Annotated in this window: 11 protein-coding genes, 1 tRNA gene and 1 other RNA gene; 8 read left to right on the forward strand and 5 right to left on the reverse strand. The window is 69.4% G+C overall.

The features are described 5' to 3' along the window. The first annotated feature begins 198 nt into the window (after positions 1-198). Positions 199-723: a mycothiol transferase gene (locus E3T55_RS17490; RefSeq protein ID WP_134520828.1), complete on the forward strand. Its 525-nt coding sequence runs from the start codon at positions 199-201 to the stop codon at positions 721-723. Positions 724-725: 2 nt separating this feature from the next. After that, positions 726-1220, forward strand: coding sequence for a DUF805 domain-containing protein (locus tag E3T55_RS17495; protein WP_166791827.1), 495 nt, complete (start codon positions 726-728; stop codon positions 1218-1220). 237 nt (positions 1221-1457) lie between these two features. Here E3T55_RS17495 and E3T55_RS17500 read toward each other — a convergent pair. Further along, a tRNA-Ser gene (locus E3T55_RS17500) sits at positions 1458-1545 on the reverse strand. A gap of 91 nt (positions 1546-1636) precedes the next feature. Here E3T55_RS17500 and ffs point away from each other — a divergent pair. The 4 genes from ffs to E3T55_RS17520 all read left to right on the forward strand — a co-directional run bounded on the left by ffs (position 1637) and on the right by E3T55_RS17520 (position 8336). Then, an RNA gene (gene ffs / locus E3T55_RS17505) (signal recognition particle sRNA small type) lies at positions 1637-1733 on the forward strand. Between the two features lie 198 nt (positions 1734-1931). Continuing rightward, positions 1932-4472 carry a phosphoketolase family protein gene (locus E3T55_RS17510; protein ID WP_134520829.1) on the forward strand — a complete coding sequence of 847 codons (2541 nt, stop codon included), beginning with the start codon at positions 1932-1934 and terminating at the stop codon, positions 4470-4472. 322 nt (positions 4473-4794) lie between these two features. Next, positions 4795-7023: a phosphate acetyltransferase gene (pta, locus tag E3T55_RS17515; RefSeq protein ID WP_134520830.1), complete on the forward strand. Its 2229-nt coding sequence runs from the start codon at positions 4795-4797 to the stop codon at positions 7021-7023. Continuing rightward, the gene (locus E3T55_RS17520) at positions 7020-8336 is read left to right on the forward strand and encodes an acetate/propionate family kinase (protein ID WP_134520831.1); all 1317 of its coding nucleotides are present in this window, start codon (positions 7020-7022) and stop codon (positions 8334-8336) included. Before pta ends, E3T55_RS17520 begins: the two co-directional genes overlap by 4 nt. Before the next feature lie 304 nt (positions 8337-8640). On the opposite strand, the gene E3T55_RS17525 is transcribed toward E3T55_RS17520, so the two are convergent. From E3T55_RS17525 to E3T55_RS17540, 4 genes are read right to left on the reverse strand one after another with little or no spacing between them, the layout of a single operon-like run. After that, positions 8641-9174 (reverse strand): hypothetical protein, encoded by a 534-nt coding sequence (locus E3T55_RS17525; RefSeq protein ID WP_134520832.1) that lies wholly within the window; start codon positions 9172-9174, stop codon positions 8641-8643. Next, on the reverse strand, positions 9171-10445 hold the full coding sequence (locus E3T55_RS17530) for a signal peptidase I (RefSeq protein ID WP_134520833.1): 1275 nt from the start codon (positions 10443-10445) through the stop codon (positions 9171-9173). Before E3T55_RS17530 ends, E3T55_RS17525 begins: the two co-directional genes overlap by 4 nt. Before the next feature lie 8 nt (positions 10446-10453). Next, the gene (locus E3T55_RS17535; protein ID WP_134520834.1) at positions 10454-11059 is read right to left on the reverse strand and encodes a SipW-dependent-type signal peptide-containing protein; all 606 of its coding nucleotides are present in this window, start codon (positions 11057-11059) and stop codon (positions 10454-10456) included. 30 nt (positions 11060-11089) lie between these two features. Further along, positions 11090-11758 carry a SipW-dependent-type signal peptide-containing protein gene (locus E3T55_RS17540; protein ID WP_134520835.1) on the reverse strand — a complete coding sequence of 223 codons (669 nt, stop codon included), beginning with the start codon at positions 11756-11758 and terminating at the stop codon, positions 11090-11092. 376 nt (positions 11759-12134) lie between these two features. On the opposite strand from E3T55_RS17540, the gene E3T55_RS17545 reads away from it, so the two are divergent. Both E3T55_RS17545 and E3T55_RS17550 read left to right on the forward strand, forming a co-directional pair. After that, positions 12135-17663 carry an IPT/TIG domain-containing protein gene (locus E3T55_RS17545; protein ID WP_134520836.1) on the forward strand — a complete coding sequence of 1843 codons (5529 nt, stop codon included), beginning with the start codon at positions 12135-12137 and terminating at the stop codon, positions 17661-17663. Positions 17664-18132: 469 nt separating this feature from the next. Further along, a partial coding sequence (locus tag E3T55_RS17550) for a DNA polymerase III subunit gamma and tau (RefSeq protein ID WP_134520837.1) occupies positions 18133-19474 on the forward strand: 1342 nt, incomplete at its 3' end.

Raw genomic sequence — 19474 nt, forward strand, 5'->3', positions numbered from 1 at the left:
CGCCCCACCCTCGACCTCGACACCCCGGGCCAACGGCTCAACCAGCTGCTCCTCGCAGCCTAAAACCACCACGTTGCTCCGACGACTTGACTTTGCCGCGCACAGACCGACGATTCACCCGCTTTCGCGTGAGGCGAGGCGGCTCACGCGTGGGCGGAGTAGCGTTGACAGCCCGACGCCCACCACCCAAGGAGCTCCATGACCGCGACCGACCTGCTGCTCGAATCCTTCGGGCGCCTCCAGGACATCGTGCACGAGGCCGTCACCGGCGCGAACGCCGACACCCTGACCTACCGGGCGGATGCCGACGCCAACACGATCGCCTGGCTCGTCTGGCACCTCACCCGCGTTCAGGACGACCACCTCAGCGAACTCGCCGGCACCGAGCAGGCCTGGACGCGCGCTGGCTGGGCCGCCCGGTTCGCACTGCCGTTCGACGACGACGCCACCGGCTACGGCCAGACCCCGGCCGATGTCTTCGCCGTGCGCCCCGACGCCGAACTGCTCGCCGGCTACTACGACGCTGTGAACGCAGACAGCCTCGCCTACCTGGCCACCCTGACCGAGGCGGACCTCGCCGAGGTCATCGACCGCCGCTGGACCCCGCCGGTCACCCGCGCCGCCCGCCTCGTGAGCGTGCTCGGGGATGTACTGCAGCACGCCGGCCAGGCCTCCTTCGTGCGTGGAGTGGCCGAGCGCGCCGCCGCCACCGCGGGCCGGTAGGCGTGACGACCCGCCGGGAAGACCGCACGCGGGCACCCGCCGAGAGTTCGCTGACCGCGCGGCTGGCCGGTGCGGTGACCGGGCTGCGGGCGGTGGCGGCGCAGGCGGCGGGGGCCGTCGCATCCGTCGCCGGCCACTATGCCACGTTCAGCGGCCGCGCTACCCGGCGCGAGTTCTGGTGGTGGAGCGCGTTTCTCGCCGCGGTGGTCACCGTCGTCGCGCTCATTCAGCTGCTCGTGCTCGGCGACGGAACCCGCGGCGCGGTCGCGGTGGCCGCCAGCTTCGGGACCGAAATCCTCGCCGCGCTGCTCGTGCTCGCGCTGTTCGTGCCGAGCCAGGCCGTGCTCGTGCGCCGACTGCACGACGCGAATCTCAGCGGCTGGTACGCGCTGCTCGGGCTGATCCCGCTGCTCGGCGCCCTCATGCTGCTCGCCGTCGCGCTGCTGCCGTCGGCAGCGACGGAAACACCGGTGCCGGATGCGGCATCCACTGCTTAAAGCGTTGTGCTGTTCACCCCGAGATGACCGTTGGTTCTCAGGTTCTGGGCAAGTCGGTCACTTTCTCGGAGCGCGCGCCGCGCTGACCGTGCGGTGATTCGCCGCGGGTGCTGCGCCCGGGCGGTGAAGCCGCGCCGCTGCATCCGCGGCATCCGTCGCCTGCGGAGCTGTCAACCCGCGCCGCAACAAGAAAACCCCCGTTCCGTCAGTATTTTTTCGCTGACAGACGGGGGTAGCTGGCGGAGAATGGGGGATTCGAACCCCCGAGGGCTTTCACCCAACACGCTTTCCAAGCGTGCGCCATAGGCCACTAGGCGAATTCTCCTTAGCCACCGTTCTTGCAAGAACGGCACCCGAGAATCCTACCTGTTTTCTGAGCGTGCCGTTGCCGCCCCGCAATTAGCCTAGGATTAGGGCTTGGCTCCTCGCGTGGCGCCATCCAGGCCAACTCCCCCAGGACGGAAACGTAGCAAGGGTAACCGGGCTCTGACGGGTGCGCGAGGGGTCTTTTCTGTGCCCGGCGCCCGTGCAGGCGACGGATGCCCCGCCCGGCGCCCCGGGACCTTCGGCCCCTCTTTCTGCCGCACTTCGGGCCGGTCACTCGGGCCGGGCCGTCGCCGCGCCCCTGCCGACCTCAGAGTGTCGGTGGCTCTCCTTAGACTGGAACTGCCGCTTGAAACAGTGCCCGATCACACAATGCTTGGAGAACCCATGCTGGAAACGTCCGGTCCCGCCCTCGCCACCCTGACCCCCTGGGCCAGCCGCGAACCCGCCCCGCTCACGCCTGAGGCGCTCGCGAGCATCGACGCCTGGTGGCGCGCCGCGAACTACCTCGCCGTGGGCCAGATCTACCTGCTCGGCAACGCCCTGCTGCGGGAGCCGCTCACCCGCGACCACATCAAGCCGCGCCTGCTCGGCCACTGGGGCACGACCCCCGGACTCAACTTTCTCTACGCGCACCTGAACCGCGCCATCCAGGAGCGCTCGCTCAACACGATCTACATCGCCGGGCCCGGCCACGGCGGGCCAGGAATGGTGGCCAACGCCTACCTCGAGGGCACCTACAGCGAGATCTACCCCGACATTGCGCGAACCGAAGACGGCGTGCAGAAGCTGTTCCGTCAGTTCAGCTTTCCCGGCGGCATCCCGAGCCACGCCTCGCCCGAGCTGCCCGGCTCGATCCACGAGGGCGGCGAGCTCGGCTACGCCCTCAGCCACGCCTACGGCGCCGCCTTCGACAACCCGACCCTGCTGGTGGCGGCCGTTGTCGGCGACGGCGAGGCCGAAACCGGGCCCCTGGCCACGAGCTGGCACTCGAACAAGTTCATCGACCCGGTGCACGACGGCGTCGTACTTCCGATTTTGCACCTCAACGGGTACAAGATCGCCAACCCGACCGTGCTGGCCCGCATCCCCGAAGACGAGCTGCTCGACCTGATGCGCGGCTACGGCCACACTCCTTATATCGTCAGCGGCGGCTTCGACGGCGAAGACCCCTTCCGGGTGCACGAGCGCATGGCCGCGACCCTCGACACGGTGCTGAACCAGATCGCCGAGATCAAGGCATCCGCTGCCGCAGCCCAGGAGGCGGGGGAGGACTTCGCCCGGCCGCGCTGGCCGATGATCATTCTGCGCACCCCGAAGGGCTGGACCTGCCCGCCCGTCATCGACGGCAACCAGGTCGAGGGCACCTGGCGCGCGCACCAGGTTCCGCTCAGCAATGCCCGCGACACCGAGGCGCACACGAGCCTGCTTGAGGACTGGATGCACTCCTACCGCCCCGAGGAACTCTTCGACGAGGCCGGCGCCCCGGTCGCCCTCATCACCGACCTCGCGCCGGTCGGTGAGCTGCGCATGAGCGCGAACCCCATCGCCAACGGCGGCCTGCTGCGCCGCGACCTCGTGCTGCCCGACTTTCGCGACTTCGCCGTCGACGTGCCCTCGCCCGGCGCGACGCTCGACGAGGCCACCCGGGTGCTCGGCGGCTTCCTGGCCGAGGTCATCCGGTTGAATCCCGAGAACTTTCGTATCTTCGGGCCGGATGAGACCGCGTCTAACCGGCTCGCGCCGCCGGTCTACGAGGTCACGGCGAAGCAGTGGAACGCCGAGATCCGACCGGGCGACACCAATCTCGCCCGGGCCGGCCGGGTGATGGAGATGCTCAGCGAGCACCAGTGTCAGGGCTGGCTCGAGGGCTACCTGCTGACCGGCCGTCACGGCGTCTACAACTGCTACGAAGCGTTCATCCACATCATCGACTCGATGTTCAACCAGCACGCCAAGTGGCTCAAGGTGACGAGCGAGATCCCGTGGCGGCGCTCGATCGCGAGCCTGAACTACCTGCTCAGCTCGCACGTCTGGCGCCAGGACCACAACGGCTTCAGTCACCAGGACCCGGGTTTCATCGACCACGTCGTGAACAAGAGCGCCGACGTCGTGCGCGTCTACCTGCCCTTCGACGCGAACACCCTGCTGAGCACCTACGACCACTGCCTGCGCAGCGTCGATTACGTCAACGTCGTCATCGCCGGCAAGCAGCCGGCCCCGAACCTGCTGACCATCGACGAAGCGGTCGCGCACTGCACCCGCGGTCTCGGCATCTTCGACTGGGCCGGTACCGAAACGCCCGGTCAGGCGCCGGATGTCGTGCTCGCCGCCGCGGGCGACGTGCCGACCCTCGAGGTGCTCGCCGCCGCCGCGATTCTGCGCGAGCACGCCCCCGACCTCGCCGTGCGCGTCGTCAACGTCGTCGACCTGATGCGCCTGCAGAGCGCCGAAGACCACCCGCACGGTCTCACCGACGCCGCCTTCGATGCCATCTTCACCCCCGACAAGCCGATCATCTTCGCCTACCACGGGTATCCGTGGCTGATCCATCGCCTGACCTACAAGCGTCACGGCCACGAGAACCTGCACGCCCGCGGCTACAAGGAGAACGGCACCACCACCACGCCGTTCGACATGGTCATGATGAACGACCTCGACCGCTACCAGCTGGTCATCGACGTCATCGATCGCACCCCCGGCCTCGGCGCCCGCCTCGGCCTGCTGCGGCAGCGGATGCAGGACGCCCGGCTCGCCGCGTGGCAGTACACCCGAGACCACGGCGAAGACGCTCCGGCCGTCGTCGACTGGACCTGGGCCGCCGCGAGCGGTACCGCGGCCGGCGTTGGTGGCGGGGGAGCGGCATCCGCCGACGACCTCACCGCCTCGGTGCGGGCCGCCGCGTCAACCGGCGGCGACAACTCCTGACCGGGCCGGGGTGCGGCGACGCGCGCCGCCCCCGTGCCGCCCGCGTGCCGCACCCGTGGCGCACCCGTGGCGCGCCCTGAACGGGGCACGCGACATGCGGTGCCAGCGCATGCGCCATACTAGGCAGGTCACCGCCGCATTCGTTCCGGCACTCTGCGCCCGTTTCGGCCGCCGAGATTCGCCGCACACTGTGCCCGGCGACGCGTTGGTGCGGGTCCCACCGTCGGGATCGCCCAGCTTGCTAGCGAATCGGTCGAGGGCGCCCGTTCCGCCCGGGCCTCGCCCGGAACTCTCACATCGACAATGCGGTTGGATGGACACTGTGGCACGAAGCATCTACATCACCTCGGCCGAGGGCAACACCGGCAAATCGACGATCGCCCTCGGCGTTCTCGACACTCTGACGCACTCGGTGCGGCGGGTCGGGGTCTTCCGACCCGTGGCGCGCAGCTCCCACGAGCCCGACTACGTGCTCGAGCTGCTGCTCGAGCACCTCAAGGCCGGCGCGTCGAGCGTCAACGGCACCGGTCCGGTTCCGGTGCAGAGCTACGAGCAGAGCATCGGCGTGAGCTACGACGCCGTCAACACCGACCCCGACGCGGCCCTCGCCGTGATCGTGCAGCGCTACAAAGCGATCGAAGCGTTCTGCGACACGGTCGTCGTCATCGGCAGCGACTACACCGACGTCGGCAGCCCCACCGAACTGGCCTTCAACGCGCGCATCGCCGCCAACCTCGGCGCCCCGGTGCTGCTCGTGCTCGGTGGCCGCGACAGCCAGAGCCAGGGCGAATGGCTCGGCCAGAGCCCCGCCCGCACCGTCACCGAGATTCGTCAGCTGACGGATGTCGCCATCACCGAACTGCGCGACGAGCACGCCTCGCTGCTCGCCGTCGTCGTGAACCGGGCCGAACCGACCGAGCTCGAAGCGATCGTCGCCGCCGTGCGCACCGTCGTCGACGCACCCGCGCACCAGAAAGAGACCGGACTCGCCGGCGAGATGCCGGTCTGGGCGATTCCCGAAGATCCCTACCTGGTTGCGCCGAGCATGAAGAGCATCATGGAGGCCACCGACGGCACCCTGATCAAGGGTGACCCCGAACTGCTCGCCCGCGAGGCGCTCGGTGTTGTCGTGGGCGCCATGTCGATGGTCAACGTTCTGCCGCGCCTCATCGAGGGGTCGGTCGTGGTCGTTCCCGGCGACCGTGAAGACGTGCTGCTGGGTGTGCTGCTCGCCAACGCCTCGGCCACCTTCCCCTCGATCGCCGGCATCGTGCTGAACGGCGGCTTCGAGCTGCCCGAGCCGATCCAGCGCCTCATGGAGGGCCTCGCGCCGAGTCTGCCGATCATCCGCACCGACCTCGGCTCGTACCAGACCACCCTGCGCATCACGCGCACGCGCGGTCGTCTCGCGGCCGACTCGCAGCGCAAGCACGACACCGCGCTGGCACTGTTCGAGACGCACGTGGACGCATCCGTCTTGCTGGACAAGCTCGAGGTGAGCCAGGCCGACGTCGTCACGCCGCTCATGTTCGAGTACGGGCTGCTCGAGCGGGCGCGCTCGAAGCGTCAGCACATCGTGCTGCCCGAGGGCGAAGACGACCGCGTGTTGCGCGCCGCCGCGACCCTGCTCGCCCGCGACGTGGCCGACCTCACCATTCTCGGAGAGGAGATCGAGGTGCGTTCGCGCGCGATCGGCCTCGGCCTCGACATTTCGCGCGCCCAGGTGCTCAGCCCCTACGACGACGTGCTGCGCCTGCGCTTCGCCGAGGAGTACGCGAAACTGCGCGCCCACAAGGGCATGACCGTCGACCACGCCCGCGACATCGTCACCGACGTGTCGTTCTTCGGCACCATGATGGTGCAGCTCGGCATCGCCGACGGCATGGTCTCCGGCGCGACCCACACGACCGCGCACACGATTCGGCCGAGCTTCGAAATCATCAAGACCCGTCCCGGCGTCGGCGTGGTGTCGAGCGTCTTTTTGATGGCCCTCGCCGACCGCGTTCTGGTCTACGGCGACTGCGCCGTGATTCCGATGCCGACCGCCGAGCAGCTCGCCGACATCGCCATCAGCGCCGCCGAAACGGCCGTGCAGTTCGGCATCGAGCCGCGCATCGCGATGCTGTCCTACTCGACCGGGTCGTCGGGAGAGGGTGCCGACGTCGAAAAGGTGCGCACCGCGACCGCCCTGGTGCGTGAGCGCCGCCCCGACCTGCTCGTCGAGGGCCCGATTCAGTACGATGCGGCAGCGGATGCCCTGGTCGCCGCCACGAAGATGCCCGGCTCCGCCGTGGCCGGGCGCGCGACGGTCTTCATTTTTCCCGACCTCAACACCGGCAACAACACCTACAAGGCCGTGCAGCGCAGTGCCGGCGCCGTGGCGATCGGCCCGGTTCTTCAAGGCCTGCGCAAACCCATCAACGACCTGTCCCGGGGAGCTCTCGTGCAAGACATCGTGAACACCGTTGCCATCACGGCCATCCAGGCCGCGTCGCTGACCGAGGCGGCGGCATCCGCTGCTGCGACGTCGAATGCGAAGGTCAGCGTATGACCGCCGTGCTCGTCGTCAACTCGGGTTCCTCGTCGTTCAAGTACCAGCTGATCGAGATGGACACCGAGACGACCGTCGCGAGCGGCCTGGTCGAGCGCATCGGCGAACTCATGGGCACGTCGATCCACACGGTCTTCACCCCCGCCGAGCCCGCCCTCGCCGCCGCCGCCCTGGCCGCGAAAGCGGGTGAATCGTCGGTTAGCGCCGTCGTAACCGACGATTCACCCGCCCTCGCGGCACGTGGCGCCGGTGCCGACGTGGTGATGACGGCGGAGAAGTTCACCCGCGAACTGCCGATCCCCAACCACACGGTCGGGTTCGCCGTGATGCTCGAGGCGTTCGCGCTGCACGGCCCCTCGCTCGAACTGCACGCTCCGGTCGCCGTCGGGCACCGCGTCGTGCACGGCGGGGCCCGCTTTCACGAACCCACCATCGTCACCGAGCAGGTCGAGCGCGACATCGACGAGCTGTCCTCGCTCGCGCCGCTGCACAACCCGGGCGCACTGCAGGGAATCGTCGCGGCGGTCGAGGCCTTCCCGGCCGTGCCGCACGTGGCCATCTTCGACACCGCGTTCCACCAGACGCTGCCGCCCGAGGCGTTCACCTACGCGATCAACGTCGACCTGGCCGAGAAGTACCGCGTGCGCCGCTACGGATTCCACGGCACCAGCCACGGTTTCGTCGCCCGCTCGAGCGCCGAATTTCTGGACCGGGCCCCTGAAGACCTCAACCAGATCGTGCTGCACCTCGGCAACGGCGGATCCGTCTGCGCCATCCGCGCCGGCAAGTCCGTCGAGACGAGCATGGGCATGACCCCGCTCGAGGGCCTGGTCATGGGCACCCGCTCCGGCGACATCGACCCCGGCGTGCTCTTTCACCTCAACCGCCGCGCCGGCCTCAGCGTCGACGAGCTCGACACCCTGCTGAACCGCGGCAGCGGCCTCCTCGGGCTCACCGGCCGCGGTGACATGCGCGACGTGATCGTGGCAGCGGAAGCCGGCGACGGCCCCTCGCAGCTCGCCATCGACGTGTACGTGCATCGCCTGAAGCATTACATCGGGGCGTACTACGCGCAGCTCGGACGGGTCGACGTCATCTCCTTCACGGCCGGCGTCGGCGAGAATGATCCCATGATCCGGGCGCGAGCGCTCGGCGGCCTCGAGGCCCTCGGCATCCGTATCGACCCGGTGCGCAATGCCTCGAAGCACCGCGGCCCGCGCCGTATTTCAGCGGATGACTCCCGCGTCACCGTGCTCGTCTTCCCCACCAACGAGGAGCTCGAGATCGCCCGCCAGACCCTGGCCCGCATCTAACTCAGTCCGCGTACCATTCGACGGAGATTGACCCGGTTTGGCCCGGTTGTGCCCCGGAACAGCACGTTTGGGCGTCAAACTCCGTCGAATGGTACGGGGAGCGCGGTGATGGGGCGCGGCATCCGCTTGCCGAGGGCAACTCGAGAGATGGCCCCGTGAGGTTCTCGCCGGGGCCGCGCGACACCCCGCTAGCCGGCCCCGCCGTCGCCCGTGCGTACCATTCGACGGAGATTGAGCCCGTGATGAGCGGATTGTGGCCCCAACGGGTGGTTGCAGCCGCAAACTCCGTCGAATGGTACGGGGGCTAGGCGTTGCTGATGACGCAGCTTCCGGTGCCGACGAGCAGGGGGAAGGTGGCGTGGGCCGTCGAGACCGGCGACACCCATCCGCTCGCGTGCGCCGCCCCGAGCCCGATATCGGCCGACCCGCCGAGGATCCCGGCGAGCAGGGTTCCCTGGAAGGTGCTCGTGTAGGTTCCCGACGACGGCCCCGTCGTCGTCACTCCGCTGCCGAGCGGCACGCTGATGAGCCCCAGCAGCCCGGTATCGGAATAGAAGTACCGGGCGTTCGCCCCGGTGTAGCCGGCGGTCGGATAGTGCCACGTAATCGTCACCCGCGGCGTGAGCACGAGCGAGAGCAGCAGCGTCTGTGCCACACAGGTGTCGATGATCGGCGCCGGCACCACGATCGCGGTCAGCGCGACGGATGTCCCGTGCTCGGCATCCGTGAACGCCGCCTCGGTCACCGCCGGGCTCCCGACCCCGCCGACGAGCGCGAGGAGCAGCGCCCCGATCAGGCCGAGCCGAGCCGTGCGGCCGGCACCCGCGCGGGCGCTCATCGCTGCCGCCGTCGACGCAGCGCGGCCGCGCCCCCGGCTATGACCAGGCCGAGCAGCACGGCCCCGCCCGCCAGGAGCGCGGGCACGAGTGGGTCGACCCCGGTCGACGCGATCCCGCTGAGGCGTCCGGGGGAGGCCGTGAGGTCACCGCCGGCACCGGATGCGTGCACCTGCAACCGCACGGATCCCGCGGTAGTGACGCTGGTGGCGTCCGCTCCCCGCCAGACGTTGAAGAGCAGCCAGCGCTGCTCGGTCGCCGGCATGGTCGCCAGATCACGTTCGACCCCGTCGAGCATGACGCGGTGCGCGGTGCGCAGCACCGTCGCCCCGGAGGCGCAGGCGCCGTCGATCCAGCGCCGCCCGCACGAGCTGACCTGGGCCTCGAGGCCGAGGCCGCGGGTTCCCGTGCCCGAGAGAGCGATGTTCACGGTGCCGGGCTCGTCGGAACCCACGTCGATGCCGACCTGCCACTGCAGTACCTCGCCGGGGTCGAGGTCAGACATCTCGGCCTGGTTGCCGATGAGCGTCATCACGAGTTCGTCGCCGCGAATGGTCTGCTCCTCGTCGGGGGCTCGAATGGTCGTCGGGGCGAGCGACACCGCCGCGGCGCCATCCGCTGGTGCGGCGACGAGCCCGGCGCCGGCCAGCACCCCGGCGACCAGAAGCACGGTGCCGATCAGCCGCGGCGTGGTGGCGGCCGGGCGCTCAGGCCGCCGCGGCGTTCGCGGCCAGAACGCCCACGTCACGAGCACCGACGCGCCCAGCGCGATCGCCCCGAGCACGAGCGGGTTCGACATCCACACCACGACGTGGGCGAGGCCCGGCATCGAGCCGAGCACCGCGCGCACCGACGTCACCGTGTACGGCGCGGGGTCATCCGTCGCATTCGCGTCGCCCCGCATCGTGATCAGGCGCGCCTCGGCCTCACCCTGAATCATCGAGACGGATGTCACCCGGTGCGTGATCGGCAGCGACGCGGCCCGGTCGATGGTCACCACGTCCCCCACCGCCACCTCGGAGGCCGGCACCTGCTGAACGAGCGCCACCGACCCGGCCGGAATCGTGGGACTCATCGACCCGGTCTTGAACATGATCAGGGTCATGTCGAAGGCGAACGCGATCACCACGAGCACGAGGCAGACGAGTCCACCGAGCGCCGCGAGGTTCAGCAGCGCGTTGCCGACATGCCCCGCGACCCGCGACCCTGCGCCCGCGTCGTTGCGCTCCGGCTCCGGCGCCGTCACCGTCGCGCTCGCCCGCCGCCCGCGCATCAGCGGCCCTACGTCGTTCCGTTAATGATCCAGTGCGCGGTGAGGGTCGTGCCCTGCGCCGCGTTCGGCGCGCCGACCGGCAGCGTCACCGCGAAGCAATAGTTGACGACGGATGCCCCGGCCCCGCTCAGCGCGACGCTCCCGGCCGCTCCCGCGGTCAGGGCCGACCCCGTCGCCACGTCGACCGAGCCGCCCGCGAACGTCACGGCGGTGCAGCTCGTGCCGGCGATGCGGGTGACCCCGTAGGTGAGGTAGGCGCCGAGACCGGAGGAATTGGCGGCATCCGCGCTCAGCTGGATGCTGCCGGGCACGCTCGTCGGCGCCGTCTTCACCGAGTACAGGGCGTACACCGTGCTGCCGGGGGCCATCGCCGTCGGGGCGACGGCGAAGGTCAGCGTCGCGCCGGGCGCGGTCGGATGGTCGGTGAAGGTGACCCCGTCGGCGGCTCCGACGATCGAGAAGGTGCCGGCGGTGAAGCCGCTCGAGGCGTGTTCCTGGTCGGTCCACGCCGCGAGCGTCACGGCGGCGCCGACCCCGAACACCAGTCCGCCCGCCAGAACGGCGCGCATGCGGGTGAGGCCGCGTCGCCGTTCCGGTGCGGGAAGGCGTCGCATCAGCGATCTCCAGTCGGTTCGACGAGGTGGTTAGTTGCTGATCGCTTCGAACTCCCACAGCCCCACGGCGTCGGTGTCCTGCACGAGGGTCGCGCTCGAGGTGACCTGAACGCACAGAAAGACATCGGCGCCGGGCACGAGGCCGTCGACGCTCTGCGTGAGCGGAACGCTCGGCAGCGGTGCGGTCGCGACGGCGTCGAGGGCGGTGCCGGGGGCCACGAGCACGGTCCCGACGGCGGTCGGCGTGCACGCGGCGACCGATGCCACGGTCACGATCCCATAGCTCAGTTCGGGTTCGGCGACTCCCGAGCCGACGGCGCTCGCGACCGTGAGGTCCGCGTCATCCGTCGTCGTGGCGTCGAGGTGAACGACGAAGGGAGCGGCGACGGTCTCGTCGGGAGCCAGATCGTCGAAGCCGGCGCTGAAGGTGACGGCGGCGGGAGTGCCGAGCGGGTTCTCGCCGAAGGTGACGCCGTCGATGCTGCCCTCGAGGTTGAACAGGCCGGAGCTGAAGGTTCCGGTGGCGAATTCGGAGTCGTTCCAGGCGGCGAGGGTGATCGCCGCGCCGACACCGAGCACGAGACCGCCGGCCAGAATGGCGCGGGCTCGGCGACTGTGGAGGCCCTTCTCGCGGGGAGCGCGGGACTGCGTCGGCGGTTCAGCCGGCGAGAGTACGGGGGAGGTGTGCTGGGGAGTCATGGTCGGATCTTTTCTGACGGCTCGTGCTGTGTCGTGCTCGGCGTGGTGGGGCTGGGTTAACCGGCAAACGGTGAAGCGGCGAGTTCAGGCTGTTGATCGACTCAGTGTTCTGATTGACTCAGTGTTCGACGTGAGATTGCCTCAGTGCGCTGGACACACTCTAACCCACCCCCATACGGGGGTGGTACGACCAGTTGTTACGGACTCATAGTATTAAGAGCCGCAAAAAACCCCCCGAAAAGGGACTAGAAAGTCAAGGCATAATTTGCTTGTAATTCGGTGAATGTTGCCGGTAAAGTTGCCGCCAGTGTGAACCACAAGTCGTGGGGCGGGGGCCTTGTAATCACGGCTGTGGGTAGGCCCGAGGTGGATAACTGTGCTCAACTCCGCAGACTCCAAGTCAACGACGTCGATGTTCTCATTTCTGAGCGACCAACCGCCGGATCATCCGCGCACACGCCGCTTAGCCACGAATCATCCGCACGCACGGCTGAGCCTGCGGCTCGGAGCGTTCACCGCGATCACCGCCCTGTTCCTCGGGGCCGGCGCGGTCGCGGCCACTGCCGCCCCCGGCGACATCTCCAACGCCGAGGGCCAGTACCTCTCCGGCAGTCTGATCGACCAGGATCTGGCCCTCGTGGCCGCGCTCGCCGGTGAAACCGCCACGAGCGACGGCACCGCCGACCAGACCAACGCCAACAACCTCGACCTCACCGCTCTCGGTGCCGTCACCATCACGAGCCCCGGCGGCGTTCAGATTCCCCTTGACCTGACGAGCGCCGGGGTGATCTCGCAGTACGCGAGCGCCCTCGCCGACGCCTCCTCGGTCGGTGCCTCCGGCACCGTCTCCGACGCCGGCCTCATCGGCACCGGAATCACTCCGGCCGCGGGCGTCGCGCCCGGGCCGCTCAGCCTCAGCCTCAGCGGGGTCGTTGACTCCCTCGGCCTGCCGGCCGCGAGCCTGGCCGAACTGGCCGACCTGGGCCTGACCCTCGGCGCGATCAGCGGCCGGGCGTCGCAGGCGGCTCCGGCCGCAGCGGTCGGCAGCTACGAGATAGCGGATGCCGACATCAGCTTCACGAGTCCGGCCCTCGCCGCCCTCGTCGGTGACGTCAACACGAGCGTCGCCGCGCTGCAGGCCACCGTCAACGGCCTGAGCGTCGCGCTCGACGCCGACCTCGGCACCGCGCTCGGCGGCCTCGGCGTGGTGACCACAAACCTCGCCGTCAGCACCCCCGACCTCGCGGCCGCGGTTGCCGGCCTCACCACCGGGCCGCTCGCCGACCCGGCCTTCCCGGGCGTCACAATCGACCTCACCACGGGAGCGGTCAACGTCGACCTCGACGAGATCACCGCCCTGAACGGTCTGCCGGCCAACACCGAGATTCTTACCCCGGCCGTGATCAACACGATCACCGCCAACATCCTGGGTCTGGTCACGAGCCTCACCGACGATGTCGAGGCGGCGCTGCTCGCGGCCGTGAACGGCATGACCGTGGTGGGGGACGCATCCGTCTCGGTGCTCGGTATTGATATTCCGATTCTCACCATCAACACCACCGTCGGCGCCCTGCTCGCCGGCGACACGACCGGCGTGACCCTGCTGAACGCGGGCCTCACCCTTCCCGGCGGTGCCGCCGCACTCGTCGCGACCCTCGCGGCCCCGCTCACCCTGCTGACGGATGCCGTCAACGGGCTCAGCGACGTGGTGCTCGCTCCCACGGTCACCACCCTGCTGCCCGCCCTCGAACCGGTACTCAGCGAGGTGCTCACCCTCACGGTGAACAACCAATCCACCGTCGCCGGAGTCTTCACCGAAACCGCGCTGCGGGTGACCGTGCTGCCCGCCGCCGAGGCGCTCGAACTGAACCTCGGCACCGGCCGCGTCGGCGTCAACGCCCTCAACGTGGCTCCGGTCGCGACCGCGCTCGTGCCCGATAACGGACCCGAGACCGGCGGCACCCCGGTGACCATCACCGGCAGCGGCTTCTTCGGCACGACCGACGTCACGATCGACGGCGTCAGCGTTCCGTTCGTCGTCGTCGATGACGGAAACATCACGTTCACGACCCCGGTGCACGTGCCGGGCGTGGTGCCCGTGGTCGTCACCGATCCGGCCGGCTCGACCCTGCCGCTCGACTTCACCTTCACGCCCGTCACCGTCGTGACGAGCGTCGTGCCGAACACCGGCCCTGAGACCGGCGGCACCTCGGTGACCATCACCGGTTCCTGCTTCACCGGAGCCACCGCCGTGCTCATCGGCGGTACCCCGGCCACGAACGTTGTGGTCGTCAATGACACCACGATCACGGCGGATGTCCCCGCCGGGGTTGGGGTTGCTGATGTCACGGTCGTCGGCGGGGGAACCTGCGGGACGGGCACTCTTCCCGGCGGTTTCACCTACCTGCCTGCGGCCGTGATATCTGCCATCACACCGGATAACGGACCGGAGGCCGGCGGCACCACCGTCACCATCACCGGCACCGGCTTCACCGGGGCGACGGATGTGACCTTCGACGGTGAATCCGCCGCCACCGTCACCGTCGATTCCGACACCCAGATCACGGTCGTGACCGCGGCGCACGCGCCCGGCCCGAGCGACGTGGTCGTGCTCTCCCCGAACGGCAACAGCGCGCCAGGGGTGTTCACCTTCAACCCGCTGCCCGCCCTCACGAGCCTCGTTCCCGATAACGGACCGGAGACCGGCGGCACCGCCGTCACGATCACCGGCACCGGGTTCACCGGGGCGACGAGCGTCACGATTGACGCGGTCGGCGTGCCGTTCGTGGTCGTCTCCGACACCGAGATCACCTTCACGACACCGGCTCACGCGCCGGCGACCGTGCCGGTGATTGTGACCGGGCCGGGCGGAACATCCGGTGCCCTTCCGTTCACCTTCACGGATGTGCCCGACGCCGTTATCACGGGCCTCGCGCCCACGAACGGGCCAGAGGCCGGCGGCACCACGGTGATCGTCACCGGCACCGGCTTCACGGATGCGACGGCCGTCACCTTTGACGGGCTGTTCGGCACCGGCTTCACGGTCGATTCCGACACCCAGATCACCGTCGTGACCCCGGCGCACGCTCCCGGACCGGCCGACGTGGTCGTGCTCGCCCCGAACGGAAACTCCGCTCCCGGCGTGTTCACCTTCGACCCGCTGCCCGTGCTCACCGGCATCGACCCCTCCAGCGGGCCGCAGACCGGAGGAACCGCGGTCACCCTGACCGGTTCGGGCTTCACCGGAGCGACTGCCGTGACCGTTGACGGCGTTTCGGTGCCGTTCGTGGTCGTGTCAGACACGACGATCACCCTCACGACGGTCGCGCACCTGCCGGCCACCGTGCCGGTGCTGGTCGCCGGTCCCGGCGGGGTCTCCGGGCCGCTCGACTTCACCTTCACGCCCGTCACGCAGATCGACGTTGTCGACCCGCCGACCGGACCTGAGGCAGGCACGAACACGGTGACCCTGACCGGTCAGTGCTTCACCGGAGCCACCGCGGTGCTCTTCGGCGGCGTCGCCGCCACGAGCTTCGTGGTTGTTTCTGACACCGTCATCACGGCGGTCGTTCCGGCCGGAACCGGCGTCGTCGACGTGACGGTTGTCGGAGCCGGTACCTGCGGCACCGGAGTGATTCCGGACGGCTACGAGTACCTGCCGCCGGCCGCCGCCCTGTCGCTGGTTCCGTCGAGTGGTCCTGAGGCCGGTGGCACGACGGTAGTCGTGACCGGCACCGGATTCACCGGCGCCACCGCGGTGACCTTTGACGGGCTGTTCGGAACCGGCTTCACGGTCGATTCCGACACCCAGATCACGGTCGTCACTCCGGCACACGCTCCGGGCCTGGTCGACGCGGTCGTGCTCTCGCCCAACGGCAACAGCGCGGCGCTCGACTACACCTTCGTGGCGCTGCCGGTCATCTCTTCGCTGGACCCGTCCAGCGGACCTCAGACCGGCGGCACCGCCGTCACCGTGACCGGAACCGGCTTCACCGGAACCACCAGTGTCACCGTTGACGGCGTCTCGGTGCCGTTCGTCGAGGTGTCCGACACCGTTGTGACGATCGTCACTCCGGCACACGTACCGGCCACGGTGCCGGTCGTGGTCTCCACGCCGGGCGGGGCATCTGCGCCGCTCGACTTCACCTTCACGCCCGTTACGCAGATCGACGTTGTCGACCCGCCGACGGGACCTGAGGCCGGCACGAACACGGTGACCCTGACCGGTCAGTGCTTCACCGGCGCCACCGCGGTGCTCTTCGGCGGCGTTGCGGCCACGAGCTTCGTGGTTGTTTCTGACACCGTCATCACGGCGGTCGTTCCGGCCGGAACCGGCGTCGTCGACGTGACGGTTGTCGGCGCGGGAACCTGTGGCACCGGAGTGATTCCGGACGGCTACGAGTACCTGCCGCCGGCCGCCGCGCTGTCGCTGGTTCCTGACAACGGCCCAGAGGCGGGCGGCACGACGGTCGTCGTGACCGGCACCGGATTCACCGGCGCCACCGCTGTCACCTTTGACGGGCTCGCCGGAACCGGCTTCACGGTCGACTCCGACACCCAGATCACGGTCGTCACTCCGGCACACGCTCCGGGCCTGGTCGACGCGGTCGTTGAATCGCCGAACGGCGATTCGGGGCCGCTCGGCTACACCTACAACCCGTCGGCGGTCACGACGAGCCTGACGCCTGACACCGGACCGGAGACCGGCGGCACCCCCGTCACGATCGCCGGCACCGGGTTCACGGGCACGACGGGCGTCACGATTGACGGGGTCACGGTTCCGTTCGTGGTCGTCTCCGACACCGTGATCACCTTCACCACTCCGGCGCACGCGCCGGGCGCGGTGCCGGTGGTTGTGAGCGGGCCGGGTGGGGCATCCGTTCCCCTGCCGTTCACGTTCACCGCGGTGACGACGGTCGACACCATCGACCCGCCGTTCGGGCCGGAAACGGGCAGCACCACGGTGACCATCACCGGAACCTGCTTCACGGTGGCGACGGATGTGCTGTTCGGCGGGGTCTCGGCCCAGAGCTTCACGGTCATCTCTGACACGCAGATCACGGCGGTCACTCCGACCGGCGTGGGCATCGTCGACGTGACGGTGATCGGCGGCGGCACCTGCGGCACCGGCGTACTGCCCGACGGGTTCGAGTTCGTGCCCGGCGCGTTCGCGCTGAGCATCAGCCCGGACCGCGGCGGAGACGAGGGTGGCGACACGATCACCATCACCGGCTTCGGATTCACGGCGGCCACCTCGGTGACCTTCGGCGGCGTCGAAGCGACGTCGTACACCGTGGTCTCGGACACCGAGATTCAGGCGATCAACCCGGCCTACGACTCGGCTGCGGTGGCCGTGGTGGTGACCGGCCCCGGGTCGGTCGCGCCGCTCGCGCTGTCTTCCTTCACCGGGCTCTCCGGCGGCGGCGGGCTGCTGCTCGGCAGCGTCTCGATGGCTCGCACAGCAGTGGTTTCCGCCCTGCAGATGGCCCTTCCGGCCGCTCCGATGTTCACCTATGAAGACCCGATCATCTCGAGCATCAGTCCCTCATCGGGGCCGACGTCGGGTGGCGGTCAGGTGTCGATCTTCGGAGTCGGCTTCGACAGCACGACGCTCGTCTCGGTGGATGGTGTCTCGGTGGCTTATGTGCAGGTCAGCGACTCGCTGATCACGTACACGGCGCCGCAGCACGCCGCCGGAACGGTGGTCGTGATGGTCGACGGCCAGAGTGAACCCGACCAGATCGGGTACACCTACGAATCCGGCCCGCTCGGCTCTCCGTTCGAGTCATTCCTGGCCAGTACCGGCCTCAACTGGATGCCGATCACCCTGTTCGGTGTGTTGGCTCTTCTCCTTGGCGGCGCACTCGTGCTGCTGCGCAAGCGCGGTCTGCTGCACCGCCCCTAGAACGTGCGGTCCCGGCAGACCCCCCGCCGCCGGGACCGCATGACCCCTTATCCGCGGGAACAACGCTCGTCGATCGGAACGGCCCCGCACCTCGTCTGGTGCGGGGCCGTTCCGTGCCTGCCCCCGGCTGCGCGTACCATTCGACGGACTTGGGGCCGGTTTCGGGTGTGTGTGGGCGGCAAGTGTGGTTTTCGGGGTCGAACTCCGTCGAATGGTACGCGGCGGCGCGGGCCTGCGGCAGCGGATGCCGCGGGTCGGGTTGCGGGGCCGGCCCGCGGCATCCGCTGCCCGGCGCCGCTCAGCCAAGCCTGCGCGTACCATTCGACGGACTTCGGCCGGGTTTGGGCCTGTTTCGGGCCGGGGACACGGGTTTAGCGGTCGAACTCCGTCGAATGGTACGCGGGCGCATCCGCTTCACGCAGCGGATGCCGGCCCCGCCACTGTCAGCGGCAGCAAGTACCATTGAGCCGTGGTTACCGCCCTGTATCGCCGTTACCGGCCAGAGACCTTTGCCGACCTCATCGGGCAGTCCCAGGTGACTGAACCCCTGATGACAGCACTTCGCACCAACCGCGTGAACCATGCGTACCTCTTCAGTGGACCCCGCGGCTGTGGCAAGACAACGAGCGCGCGCATCCTCGCCCGCTGCCTGAACTGCGCCGAGGGCCCGACAGACACTCCGTGCGGCGTCTGCCCGAGCTGCATCGAACTCGCGCGCGACGGCGGCGGCTCCCTCGACGTGGTCGAGATCGACGCGGCGAGCCACAACGGTGTGGATGACGCCCGTGACATCCGCGAACGGGCCATTTTCGCGCCGGCCCGCGATCGGTACAAGATCTTCATCCTCGACGAGGCGCACATGGTCACCCCGCAGGGCTTTAATGCGCTGCTGAAGATCGTCGAGGAGCCGCCGGAGCACGTCAAGTTCATCTTCGCGACGACCGAGCCCGAGAAGGTCATCGGCACCATTCGCTCCCGCACCCACCACTACCCGTTCCGCCTCGTGCCGCCGGGTCCGATGCTCGAATACGTGCAGCAGATGTGCGACACCGAGAAGATGCAGGTTGCGCCGGGCGTGCTGCCCCTCGTCGTGCGCGCCGGCGGCGGCTCCCCGCGCGACACCCTGTCGCTGCTCGACCAGCTGATGGCCGGCAGCGACGGGGCGTCCATCGAGTACGAGCGGGCCGTCGCGCTGCTCGGCTACACGAGTGCGGCGCTGCTCGACGAGGCCGTCGATGCGATCGGTGCCCGGGATGCGGCATCCGCTTTCGACGCCGTCGACCGCGTCATTCAGACCGGGCAAGATCCACGCCGGTTCGTCGAGGACCTGCTCGAGCGCATGCGCGACCTGATCATCGTCGACGCAACGAGTGCCGCCGGCGCCGCGGCCGTGCTGCGCGGGGTTCCGCAAGACGAGTTGGACCGCATGGCTACCCAGGCCGCGCAGTTCGGCCCCGCCGAGCTCTCGCGCACCGCCGACATTCTGAACGCCGCCCTCACCGAGATGAGCGGCGCCACCTCGCCGCGGCTGCACCTCGAGCTCATGATTGCGCGCGCGCTGATTCCGGCGACGGATGATTCCACTCGCGGCGCTCTCGCCCGTGTCGAACGCCTGGAACGGCGCATCGGCGTTGCCGGGGGAGCGGGAGAGTTCGACGGTGCCGGGGCTGGGGCTGGGGCTGGGGCTGCCGGGTCCGGCGTCAGTGCTGGTGCTGCTCGCGTTTCTGCCGGGGCCGGCGCCGGGGCCGCGGCCGGGGCCGCGGCGCCGAAGCCGGTCGAAACGTCGGCGAGCGCGCGCATCGAACCGGCCG

Origin of the sequence: Cryobacterium frigoriphilum, assembly GCF_004403305.1 — a bacterium.
Lineage (GTDB): Bacteria > Actinomycetota > Actinomycetes > Actinomycetales > Microbacteriaceae > Cryobacterium > Cryobacterium frigoriphilum.

Bases quoted from the DNA above. Each gene is read 5' to 3' on its own strand.
- E3T55_RS17490 (WP_134520828.1), top strand. From the start codon at position 199: ATGACCGCGACCGACCTGCTGCTCGAATCCTTCGGGCGCCTCCAGGAC.
- E3T55_RS17510 (WP_134520829.1), top strand. From the start codon at position 1,932: ATGCTGGAAACGTCCGGTCCCGCCCTCGCCACCCTGACCCCCTGGGCC.
- E3T55_RS17520 (WP_134520831.1), top strand. From the start codon at position 7,020: ATGACCGCCGTGCTCGTCGTCAACTCGGGTTCCTCGTCGTTCAAGTAC.
- E3T55_RS17525 (WP_134520832.1), bottom strand. From the start codon at position 9,174: ATGAGCGCCCGCGCGGGTGCCGGCCGCACGGCTCGGCTCGGCCTGATC.
- E3T55_RS17530 (WP_134520833.1), bottom strand. From the start codon at position 10,445: ATGCGCGGGCGGCGGGCGAGCGCGACGGTGACGGCGCCGGAGCCGGAG.
- E3T55_RS17535 (WP_134520834.1), bottom strand. From the start codon at position 11,059: ATGCGACGCCTTCCCGCACCGGAACGGCGACGCGGCCTCACCCGCATG.
- E3T55_RS17540 (WP_134520835.1), bottom strand. From the start codon at position 11,758: ATGACTCCCCAGCACACCTCCCCCGTACTCTCGCCGGCTGAACCGCCG.